Origin of the sequence: Microbacterium sp. Leaf179, assembly GCF_001423785.1 — a bacterium.
Taxonomy (GTDB): domain Bacteria; phylum Actinomycetota; class Actinomycetes; order Actinomycetales; family Microbacteriaceae; genus Microbacterium.
The window spans coordinates 171,781-189,184 of record NZ_LMPH01000001.1 but is presented as its reverse complement, the minus strand read 5'-3'; the positions used below and the strand labels follow the sequence as shown (position 1 = coordinate 189,184).

Genomic DNA, 17,404 nt, shown 5'->3' with positions numbered 1-17,404 from the left:
CGCTGAACATATGGACGAAGAAACGCTCGACATCTTCTCGGCAGCTCGCGCCCGTCGCGACGTGGGGCGCATTCGCGAGGCCCTCGCCGAGGTGAAGGCCGGCGATATCGCCCGGGTCATCGTCCGCTCCCCCCGCTACGGCCTCTACGCCCTCGAGGGCACCGTGCGCATCGGCGTGGGCGGTCAGCCGCTCGTCGGTGATGTCATCCTCGCCACGAGCTCCGAGATCCAGCGCATCGACGTGGGCATCGAGCAGCCCGAGGCCGCCCTGGGTGCCGATGTCGTCGATCCCTCGACCCTCCCCCACGGCACGCCCGTCCGCGTGACGTTCCTCACTCCTACGCACCAGACCTTCGCGCTCACCGGACCGATCACGGCCGGCAACGACCGGTTCCTGCTGGTCGGCAGCTGGATCGTCGCCGACGATCGCGTCATCGCCCCGCGCGTGCAGAGCATCGAGCGCCTCGACGGCGTCGACCTGCACGAGGTCAATGTTCCGCCGCTCCGGTCGGTGCTGGCTGACGCCGACGCGTAGTCTCCCGCGCTGAACGGATGCCACGGCCTCGGGGTCGTGGCATCCGTCGTCGGTGCGTGTGGAGGCCGCGGAGTGCGGGGGCGGTCCGGGCGCCGATCCCGACCCCCGCAACCCGATGCAACCTCCCCCGGCGTAGCGTCGGCGCATCGCCGCTCGAAGCCGTCGCGGCGACTCATGACCGTCGAAGGAGACACGCATGACCATCGTCGAAGAAGGCGTCTCGAGCGTCTACGCCGCTCCCGGAACCCGCGGAGCCGTCGCCGAGTACCGTTCGCGGTACGGGCACTACATCGGCGGCGAATGGGTCGAACCGCACAGCGGCGAGTACTTCGAGAACATCACCCCGGTCACCGGCAAGCCGTTCTGCGAGGTCGGTCGCGGCGATGCGCACGACATCGACCGCGCGGTCGAGGCCGGCTGGAAGGCGTTCGCGTCGTGGAAGAAGACCACTCCCGCCGAGCGCAGCGTCATCCTGAACAAGATCGCCGACCGCATCGAAGAGAACCTCGAGAAGATCGCCGTCGCCGAGACGTGGGAGAACGGCAAGCCGGTGCGTGAGACTCTCGCTGCCGACATTCCCCTGACCGTCGACCACTTCCGCTACTTCGCGGGCGTGCTGCGAGCCCAGGAGGGCTCGCTCAGCCAGCTCGACGAGAACACGGTGGCGTACCACTTCAACGAACCGCTCGGTGTGGTCGGGCAGATCATCCCGTGGAACTTCCCCATTCTCATGGCGGCATGGAAGCTGGCCCCGGCGCTCGCCGCGGGTAACTGCGTCGTGATCAAGCCGGCCGAGCAGACCCCGGCATCTCTGCTGTTCCTGTTCGACATCATCGGCGACCTGCTGCCGGCGGGAGTCGTGAACATCGTCAACGGCTTCGGCATCGAGGCGGGGGCGCCGCTGGCTCAGCACAAGCGGATCCGCAAAATCGCCTTCACCGGCGAGACCACGACCGGCCGCCTGATCATGCAGTACGCCTCGCAGAACCTCATCCCGGTGACGCTGGAGCTCGGAGGCAAGAGCCCGAACGTGTTCTTCGAAGACGTCGCTCTGCGTAGCGACGACGCGTACTACGACAAGGCGCTCGAGGGCTTCACGATGTTCGCGCTGAATCAGGGCGAGGTGTGCACGTGCCCGTCGCGCTCGCTCATCCAGCGGTCGATCTACGACCAGTTCCTCGGTGACGGCTTGGAGCGCGTGAAGAAGGTGCGCCAGGGCAACCCGCTCGACCCCGAGACGATGATCGGCGCGCAGGCGTCGAACGACCAGCTCGAGAAGATCCTGTCGTACATCGACATCGGCAAAGCGGGCGGCGCGAAGCTGCTGACGGGCGGCGAACGCGTCGACCTCGGCGGCGACCTGACGGACGGCTACTACATGGCGCCGACGGTGTTCGAGGGCACGAACGACATGCGCATCTTCCAGGAGGAGATCTTCGGTCCCGTCCTGTCGGTGACCTCGTTCGACGACTTCGACGACGCCATCTCGATCGCCAACGACACGCTGTACGGCCTCGGCGCCGGGGTGTGGAGCCGCAGCGGCGACACCGCCTACCGTGCCGGCCGCGCGATCGAAGCCGGTCGTGTGTGGACGAACACCTACCACCAGTACCCCGCGCACGCCGCGTTCGGCGGGTACAAGCAGTCGGGCATCGGCCGCGAGAACCACCTGAAGATGCTCGACCACTACCAGCAGACGAAGAACCTGCTGGTGTCGTATGCCGATGGGGCCATGGGCTTCTTCTGAGCCCGGCTGATGGGCGCGCCGTGTCCCACTTCGTGCAGATCGGACACCGATTTTCTGCACCAAGTGGGACACGGTGGTGAAGGAAGGACGGAACGGATGCCAGAACTCTCCCGCGTCGACGTGACGGATGCCGCGCTCGCGCTCCTGCGCGACCTGACGGTGACGCACGGCCCGCTGATGTTCCACCAGTCCGGCGGCTGCTGCGACGGCAGCTCGCCGATGTGTTACCCGGTGGGGATGTTCCTCACGGGGCCGAGCGACGTGCTGTTGGGCACCATCGGCGTGGGCCTCGACGACCCCATCGAGGTCTACATGTCGGAGTCGCAGTTCGAGTATTGGAAGTTCACACACCTGACGATCGACGTCGTGCCCGGGCGGGGGGCGGGCTTCTCGGTGGAGGGTCCGACGGGCATGCGATTCCTCATTCGCTCGCGGATGCTGACGGAGCAGGAGGCGGTGGCGTTCGGGGTGACGACTCTCTCGGAATGAGGCTGCGGCGCCACCGGCGGTCGCGAAGGAATGTCGCGACACTGAACGCGAGAACGAGGAGCGGGGCGGACATCACCGCGGCGGGAGCGAGGCCGGCGATCAGGAACCCCGTCAGCACCGCTCCGCCAGCGGCTATCCAGGAGGACGCCGGCCGGAGTGGGTTGACCAGCGTGCCCCAGCCCGCGCCGATCACCACCGCGTAGACGCAGATGATGAGCGAGATGTCGACGGTGTTCTGCACGGGGAGCTTCGTTCTCTCGAGGTCTGGTCGACTCGCCAGTGTTCCATCGCCGCGGCGGTGAGAGCGCCTGTTTCACCCGCCCGGCGGGCGGAACCACCCGCGCCACCCGCGATCGCGGGCTCTCCCTGCTCGACCCCTCGAAGGGTTCGATCGGCACGAACGACGGCTCACGGGCGAAAACGCCACGGTGTCGGGCGAAACGGCGCCCACCTCCGGCGGCGGCGGAAGCGGGCGCCGTTAGCGTGTCGTCGATCCGGGCATGAGACCCGGCAGCCGCGCGAGCGGCTCGCGCGGAGGGTGCCCCCATGAAGTTCAGCGCCGGTCGCGCGTTCGTCCTCGTCCTGGCCCCGCTCATCGCCGCGTCCCTGGTGGCGACCGGGCTGATGCTGCTGGCCATCGTCGCGACCGAGGCGGCGACGACCATCGTCGTCCCCTACCTCGTCACCTACACGGGAACGAAAGACCCGGGCGGCGGTGGTCGGACGCTGTACATCGACGGCTCCTGGTCCGTCGCGACAGCGGTGACCGGCATCGTGGCGTCTCCCCTGGTCGCGCTGGCACTGTTCCTGCCCGACGGACCCGCACGACCGCGTCGCGGCTAGAGCCAGCCCCGGTCGACAGCCACTCGCACGGCGTCCGCACGATTGCGCCCGCCGGTCTTGCCGATCGCACTGGAGAGATGGTTCTTCACCGTGCCCTCCGACAGGTGCACCATCCGCGCGATGTCGGCGATCGATCCGCCCGACCGCGCTGCGGCGAGCACGTCGGTCTCACGCTCCGTGAGGGGTGAGTCGCCCTGAGCCAGCGACTCGACGGCCAGCGCCGGGTCCACGACTCGCAGCCCCATCGACACGCGCCGCACGGCATCGGCCAGCTCGGCCGCGGGAGTGTCCTTCACGACGAAGCCCGATGCCCCGGCCTGAAGGGCCCGTGCCAGGTAACCCGGCCGGCCGAAGGTCGTGACGATGAGGGCACGGCATCCGGGAACCTCGGAACGCAGGAGCGACGCCGCGGCGATGCCGTCGATACCGGGCATCTCGATGTCGAGCAGCGCCACCGTTGCCTGAGACGCGCGAGCCGCTTCGACGACCTCGTCGCCGCGCCCGACCTGGGCGACGACCTCGATATCGTTCTCGAGCCCGAGCAGGGCGGCGAGGGCTCCGCGCACCAGAGCCTGGTCGTCGGCGATGAGGAGCCGGATCACCATCGCGTCACCACGTCACTTTCACTCTGAACCCGCCGAGATCACTGCGACCCACGGTGAGGCGGGCGCCCGCGGTCTCGACGCGTTCGCGGAGGCCCGTGAGCCCTGACCCCGAGGATGCCGTGGTGGACGGTCCGCATCCGTCGTCGTCGACCTCGACACCGCGGGCGCTCAGACGCACGCGGCACGCGTGAGCACCGGCGTGCCGTACGACGTTGGTCACCGACTCGCGCACCACCCATCCGGCGAGCTCCCGACGATCGGCGGGGACCTGCTCGGTCGACCCGGGCAGGTCGGGCGTCACCCCGGCGCTCTCGAGGGCGGCCCGCGCCGCGGCGAGCTCCCCGCTGATGCTCACGCCGCGGAAACCGTGCACCGTCGCGCGCACGTCGGCCAACGCGCCACGCGCCAGCTGCTCGATCTGGGCGATCTCGTCGCGCGCGGCCGGGGATCCGGCATCCATCAGTCGCCCCGCCAGCTCGGCTTTGACCGTGATGACCGTGAGGGAGTGGCCGAGGATGTCGTGCACGTCGCGAGCGACGCGGCCCCGCTCGCGCTCGGCGGCGAGCTCGGCGACCTGGTGCTGCGCGGCCCGAAGACGCGCCAGGGTGGTGATGTTGCCGGTGAGAGTCGCCATCATCACCGACACCGAGAGGATGACGGCGGCGTTCAGGGCGCTGTTGCCGACGTCGGCGTCGTCCCACACCCCCACGGCGAAGGTGAGGCCGGCCAGCACCAGGAGGGCGATCCAGAGCATGCTGCGCCGCATGCGCGAGACGGCGAGGGCCACCCCGACGAACGTCCACAGCCACCGCACGTCGGCGCCGAGCCATGGGATGAGCGACAGGCTCAGCAGGAAGAGCACCACCGCCGGCATGAGGCGCACGGCCCCCGGCGCGAGTCGCTGCATAACCGGAACGGTGAGCACGAACGCGCCGGCGAAGACCAGCACGATGAGCGTCGGCACAACGGTGACGGCCGAGGGCTGCGCCCACAGCGTGTACATCGTCGGCACGATCCAGGCGAGAGACATGCCCGCGCCGATGAACCACCCGCGGTTCGACATGGCGAAGCCGGCACCCGCGGAGGGTGCCGACCCGGCGGCGGGGGCGGCCTGCTCGTTCATCACGTTCACCATAGGACGCCCCCGCCGCTCAGCTGCGCCGCGTATCGCGGCGGAAGAAGTACACCGTGCCCGCCACGAACACCGCGAGCCAGACGACCGCATTGATCAGGGCGCCGATGTCGAAGGCATCCCCCGTCAGCGGTGACCGCGCCAGCTCACCGATGCCGTACACGGGTGTCAGCTTGCCGATGACCTGCAGGAAGTCGGGCATGTTCGACAGCGGGAAGAACAGGCCGCCCAGGAACGACAGCAGCACGACGACCAGGCTCGTGATCTGCGCGACGTTCTCACCGGGCACCATGTAGCCGACCATGAGCCCGAGCGTCGTGAAGACCGCACCGGCGAGCAGCCACGCGGCCAGGCCCGACACGATCCACTGGGATGCCGACAACTCGACGCCGGAGAACATGGCCACGATGTAGGTCGCGACGATGGCGACGAGACCGAACATCATGCCCGCGATCGTCTTCACGGCGACATTGACGACGGGGTTCAGCGGCGTCAGGCGCAGCTGCCGCGTCCATCCCTGCGCGCGCTCGGCGGCGACCGACGCCCCGGTCTGGGTTGCCGACATCATCGCTCCGTACATCGCCATCGACACCATGATGTACGCGGCCACCGACACTCCCCCGGATGCCACCGGCGTCGCCGTCAGCGACACGTCGAGCATCTGATAGCCGACGATGAAGAACATCAGCACCGGGAACGCCACGGTGAAGAACAGGCCCCGGGGGTTGCGGATCTTGCGCACCAGTTCGAGGCGCAGATAGGTGAGAGTGAAGCCGCCGAGGGCGGGCACCGGACGGTCGAGGGTGATGGCGGTCATCGGACTGCTCCGTTCAGGGCGGGTTCGGCGGCGTCGGCGGTGAGGGCGAGGAAGACGCTCTCGAGGTTCTGCGCGGTGATCTCGAGATCCCGCGAAGTCGTGGTGTTCAGCAGGTGTCGAGCGAGCTCGTCGGAATCACGCGTGTGGATCGTGACGCGCCCGCCGGCGGCCTCGACCGAATCGACGCCCGGAATCGACGCGAGCGCCGTGAGGTCGGCATCCGGGAGCGTCACCTGGACGACCCGACCCGAGACGAGGTTCTTGATCTCGGCGGTGCTCCCGTCGGCGACGATCCGGCCGCGGCTCATCAGAACGATGCGATCGGCGTATTCGTCGGCCTCGTCGAGGTAGTGCGTGGCGAACATGACGGTGCGTCCGCGGGCGGCATCCGCCCGGATCGCACTCCAGAACGAGCGGCGCGCCTCGACGTCCATGCCGGTGGTCGGTTCGTCGAGGATCAACAGCGCGGGGTCGCTCACGAGGGCCATCGCGAAACGGAGTCGCTGCTGCTCGCCCCCAGAGCACAGGCCCACGCGACGGTTCGCCAGACCCTGGATGCCGGCCCGCTCGAGGGCTTCGTCGACGGGACGCTTCTCGGCGAACAGGCTGGCCGTGAGGGCCACCGTCTCGCGGACGGTGATGTCCTTGAGGAGGCCACCGGTCTGCAGCACGGCCGAGACGAGGCCGCGGGCGACGGCGCCGCGGGGAGTGTGTCCGAACACCTGGATGGAGCCGGCGTCGGGGTTCGTGAGGCCGAGGATCATGTCGATCGTCGTGGTCTTACCCGCGCCGTTCGGGCCGAGGAAGGCCACGATCTCGCCCGGACGGACGGTGAGGTCCACGCCGCGAACGGCGTGGACGGAGCCGAAGCTCTTGACGACGCCCCGCGCGTCGATCGCGACGGGGGTGGGGGTGGAGGAGGTCATGTGTTCATGCTGGCCGCGCACGACGGCCGGCACGGGGGGCGTGGGTCACGTCGTGGGGGTGACGTTCGTCATGGGTCGGGGTGGATGGGTGAAGTTCGGCGCTCCCGCGACGAGCGCGGGCGAACCTTTCCCCGTGAGGGGTGGATCTGTGGATAACTCCCGAGGCGACTGCTCAGACCTCAGTACCGTGCGGGGATGCAGAAATTCACGGTCGAGCCGGAGGCACTGCGCCGTGCGGCGTACGTGGTCGACGCCGCGGCGGACCACGCTGGGGCACAAACGTCGTTGACTCCGACACGCAACCTGGGGCATGCGCGGCTGAGCGCGGCGGCCGAGGAGTTGCTGCAGTCCTTGACGGGCGGTTGGACGGAGGCCACGACGCAGATCGACGCCGTGGCAGCGAGTCTGCGCGCCACCGCGCAGATCTACGAGCGAGCGGATACCGAGGACGAACGAGACGCCCGCGCCATCGGCGCGCAGCGATGAGTGCCCTGGGCGCGACGACGCTGGCCTCTGAGCTGGTTCCCGGCTCCGTCGAGGCGGCCTACGAACTCGCGCGTCTCGGCGGGCAGCGATCTTCGGTCGCCGATGACATCTCTCACTCCCTTCGGCGACAGCACGAGATCGACGGATGGACGGGGAGCGCCTCCGACGCGTACGGCGCGCGGATCGACCTCATCGCGCGGCGATGGGAGCTGATCGGTGAGGCGCTGGAGGCCCTGGTCGAACCGATGCAGACGTATGGCCGCGCACTGTCGCGCGCCCAGGGGCTGGCTCAGGATGCCATCGAGGCATGGGCCTACGCCTCATCGCTGCCGACCGACGGTGGCGAGCTACCCGCATTCCGTTCCTTCGCGAGCGGATGGCCGCTGGTCATCTCGGACGGACGCCATCAGGGCGCAGCGCCGAGCTCCCGCGCTGAGGCCCTGCGCCGGGCCGAAGCGATGCTCGCCGACGCGTGCGCCGACGTGCTCACCGCGGGTGATATCGCCGCGGCCGCGGTGCGCGCATTGATCGAGCCGCTCCGCGCGCGAGGCGAGGTCTGGGTCTCGATCGGTGAGGGCCTCGGGCGCACCGCGGTGCCGTCGGCGCACGTGCTGTCGGTCATGTCCGCGCTCGATCCGTCTGCCCTGACCGCTCTGCTACGGGCACGGCCCGACCTGGTGGTGAGGCTCGCACAGGCCGATCCTGCTGCCATCGCGCCGTGGTGGCGCGATCTCGACCCCGACGTGCGCGAGGTGCTCATCACCGAAGCACCCGGGGTGATCGGGAACCTGGGCGGCGTCGCGTACGCGTCTCGCGACCGCGCGAATCGCATCGCGCTCGCGCGAGCGCTCCAGGATGCCAGGAACAGCCCCTGGGATCAGTCCGATCAGGTCGCTGCGCTGGAGGCACTGGAGAGAGCTGCCACGGGCAACACCCTCGCCTCGCTCGTGCTCGACCGGCCCCCGTTGGCGCAGGTGGCGGTGGGCGATCTGGATCGGGCTCGTCACATTTCGGTGATCGTGCCGGGGATGGGGACGACGGTCGGGGGTGACATGGAGGCGTACGCGGAGGTCGCTGATACCCTCGCCGGGCAGCAAGCTCGCCTATCCGGCGTCGGTCGCGATGATCTTGGCGTGATTGCCTGGATCGGGTATCACCCACCCATGCCGGATAGCCACGCGTTAGAAGTGATCTCCGATGACCGAGCCTCAGTCGGAGCCCGCAGTCTCGCGTACGACCTGGAATCGCTTCGAGTTACAGCTGGCAACGGTTCTCTGGTGGAACTTTCCGTCATTGCGCATTCCTACGGAACTGACGTCGCCACCCTCGCGCTCCAGCAAGCGGAGGCGGATCACCTCGTGATGCTCGGCTCCGCTGGAATTTCTGGCGAAGTCGGCGATGCCTCGACACTGAATGTCCCCGAGGGGCAGGTTTTCTCATCGCAATCGAGGCGTGACGAGTGGGCCCCGATCGGCCAGGTCTTCTCCGGACGCACAGACCCGACGAGTGGCGGGTTCGGAGCCTCGGTGTTCTCGTCGGAGTCCGCAGTCGTCGAAGGGAAGGAGCTTCTTGCGGTGTCCAAGCATGGGCCGATCGGGGCGGAGACGGCGGCGGACGCCAGCTACTTCACGTCGAACACCACCTCGATGTACAACACGGCGCTCGCAACGATGGGCAACGACGAGCGTCTCGTTCTGGGTGGCACCGCCGAGGATCGCGCGGTGAGAAATGGAAAGAAATGGGGTGAGAACGAACTGTGAGACGACGGTTGAAAGTCACGATCGTTCTCCTGGCGTGCATCGCACTTACGGGCTGCTCGCCCACGAATCAATCTGAGGGAGAAGCCATGACCGTCGACGATGTTCTGTCTCATGGGAATGACCTATACGCCGCTGTGCGAGGTGTCGTGGGTGAGGACGGGTGGTCGACAGATGAAAAATGGCTATCTTGCGGGATTGCTGATGGGCAGACAATGGTTAAATTGCGTCTCGATTCGAGGCTCGCGGCGGATTTTCCCGGACGACCTCAAGACTTGATCGAGCTTGTTCGCGGGCGATGGTCGACCTTGGGTGTCGACGCGGCCACGGCAGTCAACCGCGATCTTGATCCCGTCCGATACATACTTTCCGACCCGCCCTTTCTGCAGGGAGTGAGGGAGGACGGTTCCATTTCGAGTCTCTGGCTCGGAACCGGGATCGCCAACTTTGGCTATGTCAGCCCCTGCGTCCCTGGTGACGTGTTTCTGCTGAACGGCGTGGCACGTTCCTCTCTTTCCCACACGTCGTTGGGCACGACGCACTGAGAGGACCGAACGATCTTCAGGGTGTCCTCCGGTGACGCTCCGCACCCGCGATGTCCGAGCCTCGGGTTAGCCTGACCACATGTCGGGCAAGGTCTACGTCATCCATGAGAACCCCCAGTGGCTCCCGCCGTTCGAGGCGGCGTTCACCGCCGAGGGTGTGCCGTTCGAGGAGTGGTTGCTCACCGATGGGTCGATCGACCTGTCGGTCGAGCCGCCCGAGGGCATTTTCTGGTCGCGTCTCAGTGCGTCGGCGCACACGCGTGATCACGCGCACAGCAAGGAATTCGGCCGTGCCGTGCTGCGCTGGCTGGCGTCGTGGGGGCGCACCGTCATCAACGGCGCCGACGTGCTGGAGCTCGAGGTCAGCAAGGTCGCTCAGCATGCGGCTCTGCGTCACGCCGGTATCGATGTGCCGCGCACCGTCGCGGTGTTCGGCGTCGACGATCTCGCCGCGAAGGCCGAGCAGTTCGGGGCGCCGTTCATCAGCAAGCACAACCAGGGCGGCAAGGGCCTCGGCGTACGCCGCTGGGACTCCGTGTCCGAGTTCTCGGAATGGGTCTCCTCCCCCGACTTCGAACCGTCGCCCGACGGCATCACGCTGCTGCAAGAACTCCTGGTCGCGAAGGCGCCGTTCATCACCCGCGCCGAGTTCGTGGCGGGCGAGTTCGTCTACGCCGTTCGAGTCGACACGAGCGCGGGCAGCTTCGAGCTCTGCCCGGCCGAGGCCTGCGCGGTGCCCGGAGCCGACGGTGTCGAGCCCGAGCCCCTCTTTCGCCTCCGCGATGACGTCGATCAGGCACTCATCGACCGTTACCTGGCCTTCCTCGCCGCCGAGGGAGTCGGCATCGCGGGAATCGAGTTCATCGAGACCCGTGACGGACGCAGCGTCACCTACGACGTGAACACCAACACGAACTACAACCCCGACGTCGAGGCGACCGCGCCGCGTTCCGGCCCGCGTGCCATCGCGCGCTGGCTGGGCTCGCTGCTCCCCCAAGAGGCCGTGGGTGCCCGTGGCTGAGGCTGCCCCGCCGCACACCGAGTGGCACGGCTTCGGGTTCGCGACGCGTCAGGTGCACGCGGGCGAGGTCGAAGACCTCACGCACGGCTCACGCATCACCCCGGTGCACCTGTCGGCGGCGTACCGTTTCGCCTCGTTCCAAGAGGCCACCGATCGATTCGGCGGCGCCGACCTGGGGCACCTGTACTCGCGAAACCTGAACCCGACGAACCAGGTCGCCGAAGCACGACTGGCGTCGCTCGAAGGCGGTGCCGGCACGATCGTCGTCGGCTCCGGCCAGGCCGCCATCACCATGGCCCTGCTGGGTCTCGCCGGCAGCGGCGAGCACCTCGTGTCGACCGCGAGCATCTACAGCGGAACCCGGGTGCTGTTCGACCGCACCTTCGCGCGCATGGGTGTCAGCGTCGACTACGTCTGGGACCCCAGCGACGAGCGCGAGTGGGACTCCCTCATTCGGCCCGAGACCAGAGCGATCTTCACCGAGACGTTGCCGAATCCGAAGAACGACGTCGTCGACATCGACGCCGTCGCCCGAGTGGCGCGCAGACACGGCATCCCCCTCGTCGTGGACAACACGATCGCGACCCCCTTCCTGATCCGTCCCGTCGAACACGGCGCCGACATCGTCGTGCATTCCGCAACGAAGTTTCTCTCGGGTCACGGCGCCAATCTCGCCGGCGCCGTCGTCGACGGCGGAACGTTCGACTGGGCGGCATCCGATCGTCCCTATCCCGGACTCACCGAGACGCCGATCGCAGAGCACGCCTCGTTCGTCGACGCGTTCGGCCCTCGCGCGTTCGAGTTCTTCCTGCGGTTCGGTATCGCCAACGACACCGGTCCCGCACTGTCGCCGCTCAACGGCTTCCTGCTGCAGCAGGGGATGGAGACGTTGTCGGTGCGCATGCGCCAACACCTCGCCAGCGCACACACGATCGCGACGTGGCTCGAGCAGCACGACGGCGTCGAGAGCGTCGACTACGCCGGACTCCCGTCGCACCCGCAGCACGCGCTCGCCGTCCGCGACTACGGCGGCCTCTCGGGATCGGTGTTCTCGTTCACGGTGGCCGGGGGCCGCGACGGCGCAGAGCGGTTCTTCGACGCGCTGCGCCTGTTCAGCCGCATGACGAACATCGGCGACACCCGCTCGATGGCGCTGCACCCCGCGACCACGACCCATCTCGGCTTCACGCAAGAGACACGCGACCGCCTCGGCATCGGCGACGGTCTCGTGCGTCTGTCGATCGGCCTCGAGGATGCCGAAGACCTCATCGCCGACCTGGATCAGGCGCTTCGCGCGGTCTGACGCCGGCTGCGTCGCCTGGCGGGCCGATCCGTCAGCCTCCGGCTTCGTTGAACTCAGCGGCCTGCCGCCGACGCCGCACTCCCCCGCCCCCCGTTGAGTGTCCAAGACACGCCGCATCCGCGCCTGTCTGAGCGGCGTGTTCTGGACACTCAACGCTGGGGAAGCGCGCGCAGCGCGCGCGGCGTGGAGACGCGCAGGCCGCACTCCCCCGCCCCCCGTTGAGTGTCCAAGACACGCCCCATCCGCGCCTGCCTGAGCGGCGTGTTGTGGACGCTCACCGCTGGGGACGCCCGCGCAGCGCGCGCGGCGTGGGGACGCGCAGGCCGCACTCCCCCGCCCCCCGTTGAGTGTCCAAGACACGCCGCATCCGCGCCTGCCTGAGCGGCGTGTTCTGGACACTCAACGCTGGGGAAGCGCCGCAGCGCGAACGGCGTGGGGACGCCACGCCGCACTCCCCCGCCCCCCGTCGAGTGTCCAAGACACGCCGCAGCCCACCCCGACTGAGCGGCGTGTTCTGGACACTCAACGCTGGGGAAGCGCACGTAGAGCGTGGGGCGCGCCCGGAACCCTCGCCAGGGGAGACGCGCTCAGCGCGGCGGCGGCGCGATCAGGCGTCGCGGCGCGCCTCGAGGCGCCGCACGCGCGGGATGACGTCGGCGGCGAAACGCTGCAGTTCGGGCAGGTGCGGCGAGAACTGCAGCAGCAGGGTCGAGACGCCGACGTTCGCGAACTCGACGATACGTTCGGCGACCTGATCGGGCGTGCCGATGAGGTTGGGCCGCAGGCCGCGGTTCGACACCGAGTACTCCTTGAGATCGACCGGGGTGTCGAGCTTCGACTTGCTCACGAAGTCCTGGTACGAGCCGTAGGCCGCTCCCCCGCGCACGTCGGTGATGCGATCGATCTCGGCCTGGGCCTCGTCGTCGGTGTCGCGCACGACCGCGTACGCGGCCATGCCGAACGCCTCGAACGGCGAGGCACCGGCCTCGGAGCGCCGACGGCGCATGTCGGCCACCTTCGTCGACAGCTCCTCGAGCGTGCCGCCGTGCGTCAGGTACGCGTCGGCGAAGCGCGTGATCGCGGTGCGACCGGCCTCGCTCTCGCCCCCGGCGTACAGGCGCGGAAGCACCTGCGGCTTCGGTTCGGTGTACGTGCCCTCGGTGCGGTAGTACTCGCCCTCGTAGGCGAAGGGGGTCTGCGTCCACAGGCCCCGCAGCACCTCGACCCACTCGATCGTGCGGGCGTAACGGTCGTCGTGCGCACTGAACAGGCCGTCGTACTGCTTGGCCTCTTCGGCCCACCAGGCCGACACGACGTTCAGCGTGAAGCGCCCCCCGCTGATCTCGTCGATGGTCGCCGCCTGCTTCGCGGTGTGGAACGGGTTGTGAAACCCCGGGCGTACGGCCGTCATGAGCTCGAGACGAGACGTCACCGCCGCCAGACCGGCGGTCACCGCCCACGCGTCGAGCGACGGGGCTTCGACGCCCTTGATGTCGTTCAGGTTGAGCTCGGGAATGAGCGTCAGGTCGAAGCCGCCCTCTTCGGCGACGCGGGCGATCTCGGCGATGTGGGCGAACGACACGGGCGTCTGCTCGTCGTCGACGTTGCGCAACCACCCGCCGAAGATCGGGGTCCAGTAGCCGAATCGCACGCGCTGGGGGGAGGTCATTGGTCCATCCTCACCCGTTCCCAGACGCCCGGGGTCACGGGGCGAAACGGGCCGTCACATGACGTTGACCCGAAGCCGACCCGGTGCGACGGTGGCCGTGTTCCGATCCGCGAGGAGGATTCCATGACCGACATCTCCCCCACCCACGAGCCCCTGAAGTTCGCCTACTGGGTTCCCAACGTCAGTGGCGGACTGGTCATCAGCTCGATCGAGCAGCGCACCGACTGGAGTTACGACTACAACGTGAAGCTGGCGCAGACGGCCGAGCGCGTCGGCTTCGAGTACGCGCTGAGCCAGGTGCGGTACGCCTCCAGCTACGGCGCGGCCCAGCAGCACGAGTCCACCTCGATCAGCCTGGCGCTGCTGCTGAACACCGAGCGACTCAAGGTCATCTCGGCGATCCACCCGGGGATCTGGCATCCGGCGGTTCTCGCGAAGTTCATCAACACCGCCGACCAGTTCTCGCACGGGCGGGCCGCGGTGAACGTGGTCAGCGGATGGTTCAAAGACGAGTACACCGACCTGGGTCTGGAATGGCTGGAACACGATGAGCGGTACGAGCGGGCCGCCGAATTCATCCAGGTGCTGCGGGGCCTCTGGACACAGGAGAAGTTCTCGTTCCACGGCAAGTACTACGACATCACCGACTTCACGCTGCGTCCGTTCCCGTACGAGGTGCCGGGGCGCCCCCACCCCGAGATCTTCCAGGGCGGGAACAGCACGGCCGCGCGATTCAATGGCGGTGCCTTCTCGGACTGGTACTTCTCGAACGGCAAGGACTTCGACGGCTTCACCGAGCAGTACGACGACGTCACGCGCGTCGCCGCCGAGCACGGGCGCCGCACGCGCTTCGGCCTGAACGGCTTCGTCATCCAGCGCGACAGCCGTGCCGCGGCCGAGGCGCAGCTGCGCGACATCATCGAGCACGCCGACGACAGCGCGGTGCAGGGGTTCCGTCGGAGCGTGCAAGAAGCCGGTGCCGCCACGAAAGACGGCAAGGGCATGTGGGCCGACTCGTCGCTCGACGACCTCGTGCAGTACAACGACGGTTTCCGCACGAAATTGTTCGGCGACGCGCAGCAGATCGCGGAACGGATCATCGAATACAAGAAGCGAGGTGTCGATCTGTTCCTGCTGGGCTTCCTGCATTTCCAGGAGGAGCTCGAGCACTTCGGTGAGACGGTGATCCCGATCGTGCGCGAACTCGAGGCCGATCTCGCGCGCACCGGGGACGCGATCGCGGTACCGGCCCGCTGACCGGAGGCCCCGCTTAGGCTCGAAGAATGGCGCGAATCAGCGGGGTGCCCGAGAGCACGCGGGGCGGCGCGCGGCTGGGGTTCTTCACCCGACTTCTGGATGCCGGAACCGACGGCCAGCGGTATCGTGCGGCGCTCGAACAGGTGCGTGCGGCCGAAAAGCTCGGCTTCGCGTCGTTGTGGGTCGCCCAGCATCACTTCGACCGCGACGAGGGGGGACTACCGTCGCCCTTCCCGTTCCTGGCGGCGGCCGCCGTGCAGACCGACCACATCGCCCTGGGAACCGGCATCGTGACGCTGCCCATCGACGACCCGGTGCGCGTGGCCGAGGATGCCGCGTTCGTCGACGCCCTGAGCGCAGGGCGCGTGCAGCTCGGCATCGGCACCGGTGGCACTCCCTCGTCGTTCGCCGCGTTCCGCCGCTCGTCCGACGACCGGCGTGAGATCCAGGCCGAGCACGTCTCGGTACTCCGCGACGCCTTCGCCGGGCGCGGGATCCGCGACACGGAGCTGCGGCTCAACCCCCCAGCTCCCCACCTGGGCTCACGCCTCTGGCAGGCGACCTTCTCGGTCGACGGCGGGCGTCGCGCCGGGCGAGAGGGCGACGGTCTTCTGCTCTCGCGCACGCAGCCGCGAGAACCCGGGCAGGCGCTGCACGATGTCCAGCTGCCGATCATCGAGGCCTACCTGGCGGCATTGCCGTCGGGGGTCGAGCCCCGCATCCTCGCCTCGCGCACGGCGGTGGTGGTCGACGCTGCCGACCTCGACGAGACGTGGCGCGGAGCTGAGCGCGGCATCCGGCGCCTCACCCGCACCTTCCTTCGACGCGACGACTCGGGCGATCTGCAAGATCTCGCGCGTGCTTCCGACACCCACCTCGGCACCGTCGACGAGGTCGTGGCCTCACTGGCCGCCGACCTCACCCTGGCCCGGGCGACAGACGTGGCGTTCCAGGTGCACTCCGTCGACCCCTCGCACGAGGTGACGCTGCGCTCGCTGGAGCTGCTGGCCACGGAGGTGGCCCCCCGCATCGGCTTGCGCACCGGGGCCGAGGCCGCCCGTGAGCTCCGGAATCTCGGGGCCGATATCGACGTATGACGTCAGAGGCATACATTCCTCCGTCGGAATGCGATCGCCTCGATCCCGTCAACGAAGGAAGTCGGAGACGAGGGTGAACACCCACCAGCCGCCGATGGCGACCGCAACGACGACGGTGACCCACGAGAAGCGGCGTTTCAGCCGTCGCCCGGGGACGGCGACGCCCCGGGGTGGGGGAGTGAGCAGCGGAGCGGCCGGATGCGGGACTCCGGCGTCGACTGGAACCGTGGGCGCCCCCGACGACGCTGCGGCCGACAACCGCTCATCGCGCCAGCGCGCCCACTGCGCGAGTTTGTCGTCGATCGCGTCGACGGTCACGAACAACCACTCCCAGACGGCGGGGTCGAGCGTCGACAGCTCGCGCCGCGAGTAGAGGAACAGCCAGTCATCGACGATCTCGACGTCGAGGGCGGCGGCGCTGTCGATGAAGCGCGCCATCACGTCGGGCGTGAAGAGGTACAGCGCGTCCCGCTCGTACCCCTCCGGGCAGTACAGCGCGAAGTGCCTGTCGAAATCGCCCTCGAGACTGAGCCGCTGGCGTGGGCCGAACGAGACGGGCAGATTGGTTCCCCCGAAGAGGCCGTTGTTGCCCACGGCATCCAGCACGATGTGCGGAAGAGGGGTGTCGAGGCGGAGGGCGACGAACCCCCACCGGTGCGTCTGCTTGTTCTTGCCCGACCCGGTCTCGTACGAGAAGTTGCCGATCTCCACGGCCCGCGGACGTTCTCCGCGCACGAGATCGCTGGTCTCGCGAGAGTGACCGAGGCCGAAGATCATGCCGGGAAGCGGGGGGTTGGCGAACCCCGGATGCCAGGTCATCCCGTTGGCGCGCGCGAAGCGATCCAGGCGGTATCGGCGTACGGCCGCTCCCCCGAGGCCGCGGATGATCGCCCCGCCGATGAAGACGGCGACGGCCAGGAAGACGACCAGGATCAGCAGGGGGATCGGGCCGGAGCCGTCGCGTGTGACGAATGACGCGACGATCAGGCCGAAGACCGGCACGGCCACGAGCAAAAACGCGACGCCCACGATCACCAGCACGATGATCGACACGAGCCGACCGCTCAGTCTGCCCTCGCGTCTCAGTTGCGCACTGAACGCGCGTGCCGCGGCGCGGTCGACGGGCTCGGTGAGCGGCGCGGGGTCGAACGGTGCGTTGCGGGTCATCGTGATCG

General features: G+C 68.5%; 17 protein-coding genes. 11 read left to right on the top strand and 6 right to left on the bottom strand.

Features of this window, described 5'->3' with window-relative positions; all coding sequences use genetic code 11:
* Nucleotides 1-10 precede the first annotated feature (10 nt).
* The 4 genes from ASF96_RS00945 (at nucleotide 11) to ASF96_RS00930 (ending at nucleotide 3,614) form a co-directional block, all read left to right on the top strand.
* The gene (locus ASF96_RS00945) at nucleotides 11-535 is read left to right on the top strand and encodes a hypothetical protein (RefSeq protein ID WP_055832358.1); all 525 of its coding nucleotides are present in this window, start codon (nucleotides 11-13) and stop codon (nucleotides 533-535) included.
* A 196-nt stretch (nucleotides 536-731) separates the two neighbouring features.
* The gene (exaC, locus tag ASF96_RS00940) at nucleotides 732-2,282 is read left to right on the top strand and encodes an acetaldehyde dehydrogenase ExaC (protein ID WP_055832360.1); all 1,551 of its coding nucleotides are present in this window, start codon (nucleotides 732-734) and stop codon (nucleotides 2,280-2,282) included.
* A 96-nt stretch (nucleotides 2,283-2,378) separates the two neighbouring features.
* The gene (locus tag ASF96_RS00935) at nucleotides 2,379-2,771 is read left to right on the top strand and encodes a DUF779 domain-containing protein (protein ID WP_055935179.1); all 393 of its coding nucleotides are present in this window, start codon (nucleotides 2,379-2,381) and stop codon (nucleotides 2,769-2,771) included.
* Between the two features lie 546 nt (nucleotides 2,772-3,317).
* Nucleotides 3,318-3,614, top strand: a complete 297-nt coding sequence (locus ASF96_RS00930; protein ID WP_055935176.1) for a hypothetical protein — start codon at nucleotides 3,318-3,320, stop codon at nucleotides 3,612-3,614.
* Here ASF96_RS00930 and ASF96_RS00925 read toward each other — a convergent pair.
* From ASF96_RS00925 to ASF96_RS00910, 4 genes are read right to left on the bottom strand one after another with little or no spacing between them, the layout of a single operon-like run.
* The gene (locus ASF96_RS00925) at nucleotides 3,611-4,216 is read right to left on the bottom strand and encodes a response regulator transcription factor (RefSeq protein WP_082509391.1); all 606 of its coding nucleotides are present in this window, start codon (nucleotides 4,214-4,216) and stop codon (nucleotides 3,611-3,613) included. The genes ASF96_RS00930 and ASF96_RS00925 overlap by 4 nt on opposite strands.
* A gap of 7 nt (nucleotides 4,217-4,223) precedes the next feature.
* Entirely contained in the window at nucleotides 4,224-5,342 is a 1,119-nt protein-coding gene (locus ASF96_RS00920; protein WP_235560497.1) for a sensor histidine kinase, read from the bottom strand.
* A 28-nt stretch (nucleotides 5,343-5,370) separates the two neighbouring features.
* Nucleotides 5,371-6,168, bottom strand: coding sequence for an ABC transporter permease (locus tag ASF96_RS00915; protein WP_055935174.1), 798 nt, complete (start codon nucleotides 6,166-6,168; stop codon nucleotides 5,371-5,373).
* On the bottom strand, nucleotides 6,165-7,094 hold the full coding sequence (locus ASF96_RS00910; protein WP_055937542.1) for an ABC transporter ATP-binding protein: 930 nt from the start codon (nucleotides 7,092-7,094) through the stop codon (nucleotides 6,165-6,167). The genes ASF96_RS00915 and ASF96_RS00910 overlap by 4 nt, the downstream gene beginning before the upstream one ends.
* Before the next feature lie 195 nt (nucleotides 7,095-7,289).
* On the opposite strand from ASF96_RS00910, the gene ASF96_RS00905 reads away from it, so the two are divergent.
* The 5 genes from ASF96_RS00905 to ASF96_RS00890 all read left to right on the top strand — a co-directional run bounded on the left by ASF96_RS00905 (nucleotide 7,290) and on the right by ASF96_RS00890 (nucleotide 12,206).
* Nucleotides 7,290-7,580: a type VII secretion target gene (locus ASF96_RS00905; RefSeq protein WP_055935170.1), complete on the top strand. Its 291-nt coding sequence runs from the start codon at nucleotides 7,290-7,292 to the stop codon at nucleotides 7,578-7,580.
* A complete protein-coding gene (locus ASF96_RS00900) occupies nucleotides 7,577-9,340 on the top strand; it encodes an alpha/beta hydrolase (RefSeq protein WP_055935166.1) in 1,764 nt (587 codons plus the stop codon). The genes ASF96_RS00905 and ASF96_RS00900 overlap by 4 nt, the downstream gene beginning before the upstream one ends.
* A gap of 86 nt (nucleotides 9,341-9,426) precedes the next feature.
* Nucleotides 9,427-9,882, top strand: coding sequence for a hypothetical protein (locus ASF96_RS16645; protein WP_156458666.1), 456 nt, complete (start codon nucleotides 9,427-9,429; stop codon nucleotides 9,880-9,882).
* A 79-nt stretch (nucleotides 9,883-9,961) separates the two neighbouring features.
* Nucleotides 9,962-10,903, top strand: a complete 942-nt coding sequence (locus ASF96_RS00895; protein ID WP_055935163.1) for an ATP-grasp domain-containing protein — start codon at nucleotides 9,962-9,964, stop codon at nucleotides 10,901-10,903.
* A complete protein-coding gene (locus ASF96_RS00890) occupies nucleotides 10,896-12,206 on the top strand; it encodes an O-acetylhomoserine aminocarboxypropyltransferase/cysteine synthase family protein (protein WP_055937539.1) in 1,311 nt (436 codons plus the stop codon). The genes ASF96_RS00895 and ASF96_RS00890 overlap by 8 nt, the downstream gene beginning before the upstream one ends.
* Before the next feature lie 607 nt (nucleotides 12,207-12,813).
* Here the strand turns inward: ASF96_RS00890 and ASF96_RS00885 are convergent.
* Complete coding sequence (locus ASF96_RS00885) at nucleotides 12,814-13,875, bottom strand: LLM class flavin-dependent oxidoreductase (protein ID WP_200934052.1); 1,062 nt, start codon at nucleotides 13,873-13,875, stop codon at nucleotides 12,814-12,816.
* A 123-nt stretch (nucleotides 13,876-13,998) separates the two neighbouring features.
* Between ASF96_RS00885 and sfnG the strand changes: the two genes are divergently transcribed.
* Nucleotides 13,999-15,132: a dimethylsulfone monooxygenase SfnG gene (gene sfnG / locus ASF96_RS00880; protein ID WP_055935160.1), complete on the top strand. Its 1,134-nt coding sequence runs from the start codon at nucleotides 13,999-14,001 to the stop codon at nucleotides 15,130-15,132.
* A gap of 26 nt (nucleotides 15,133-15,158) precedes the next feature.
* Nucleotides 15,159-16,229, top strand: a complete 1,071-nt coding sequence (locus ASF96_RS00875) for a putative FMN-dependent luciferase-like monooxygenase (RefSeq protein WP_055935157.1) — start codon at nucleotides 15,159-15,161, stop codon at nucleotides 16,227-16,229.
* Between the two features lie 48 nt (nucleotides 16,230-16,277).
* On the opposite strand, the gene ASF96_RS00870 is transcribed toward ASF96_RS00875, so the two are convergent.
* On the bottom strand, nucleotides 16,278-17,396 hold the full coding sequence (locus tag ASF96_RS00870) for a hypothetical protein (RefSeq protein ID WP_055935154.1): 1,119 nt from the start codon (nucleotides 17,394-17,396) through the stop codon (nucleotides 16,278-16,280).
* Nucleotides 17,397-17,404 lie beyond the last annotated feature (8 nt).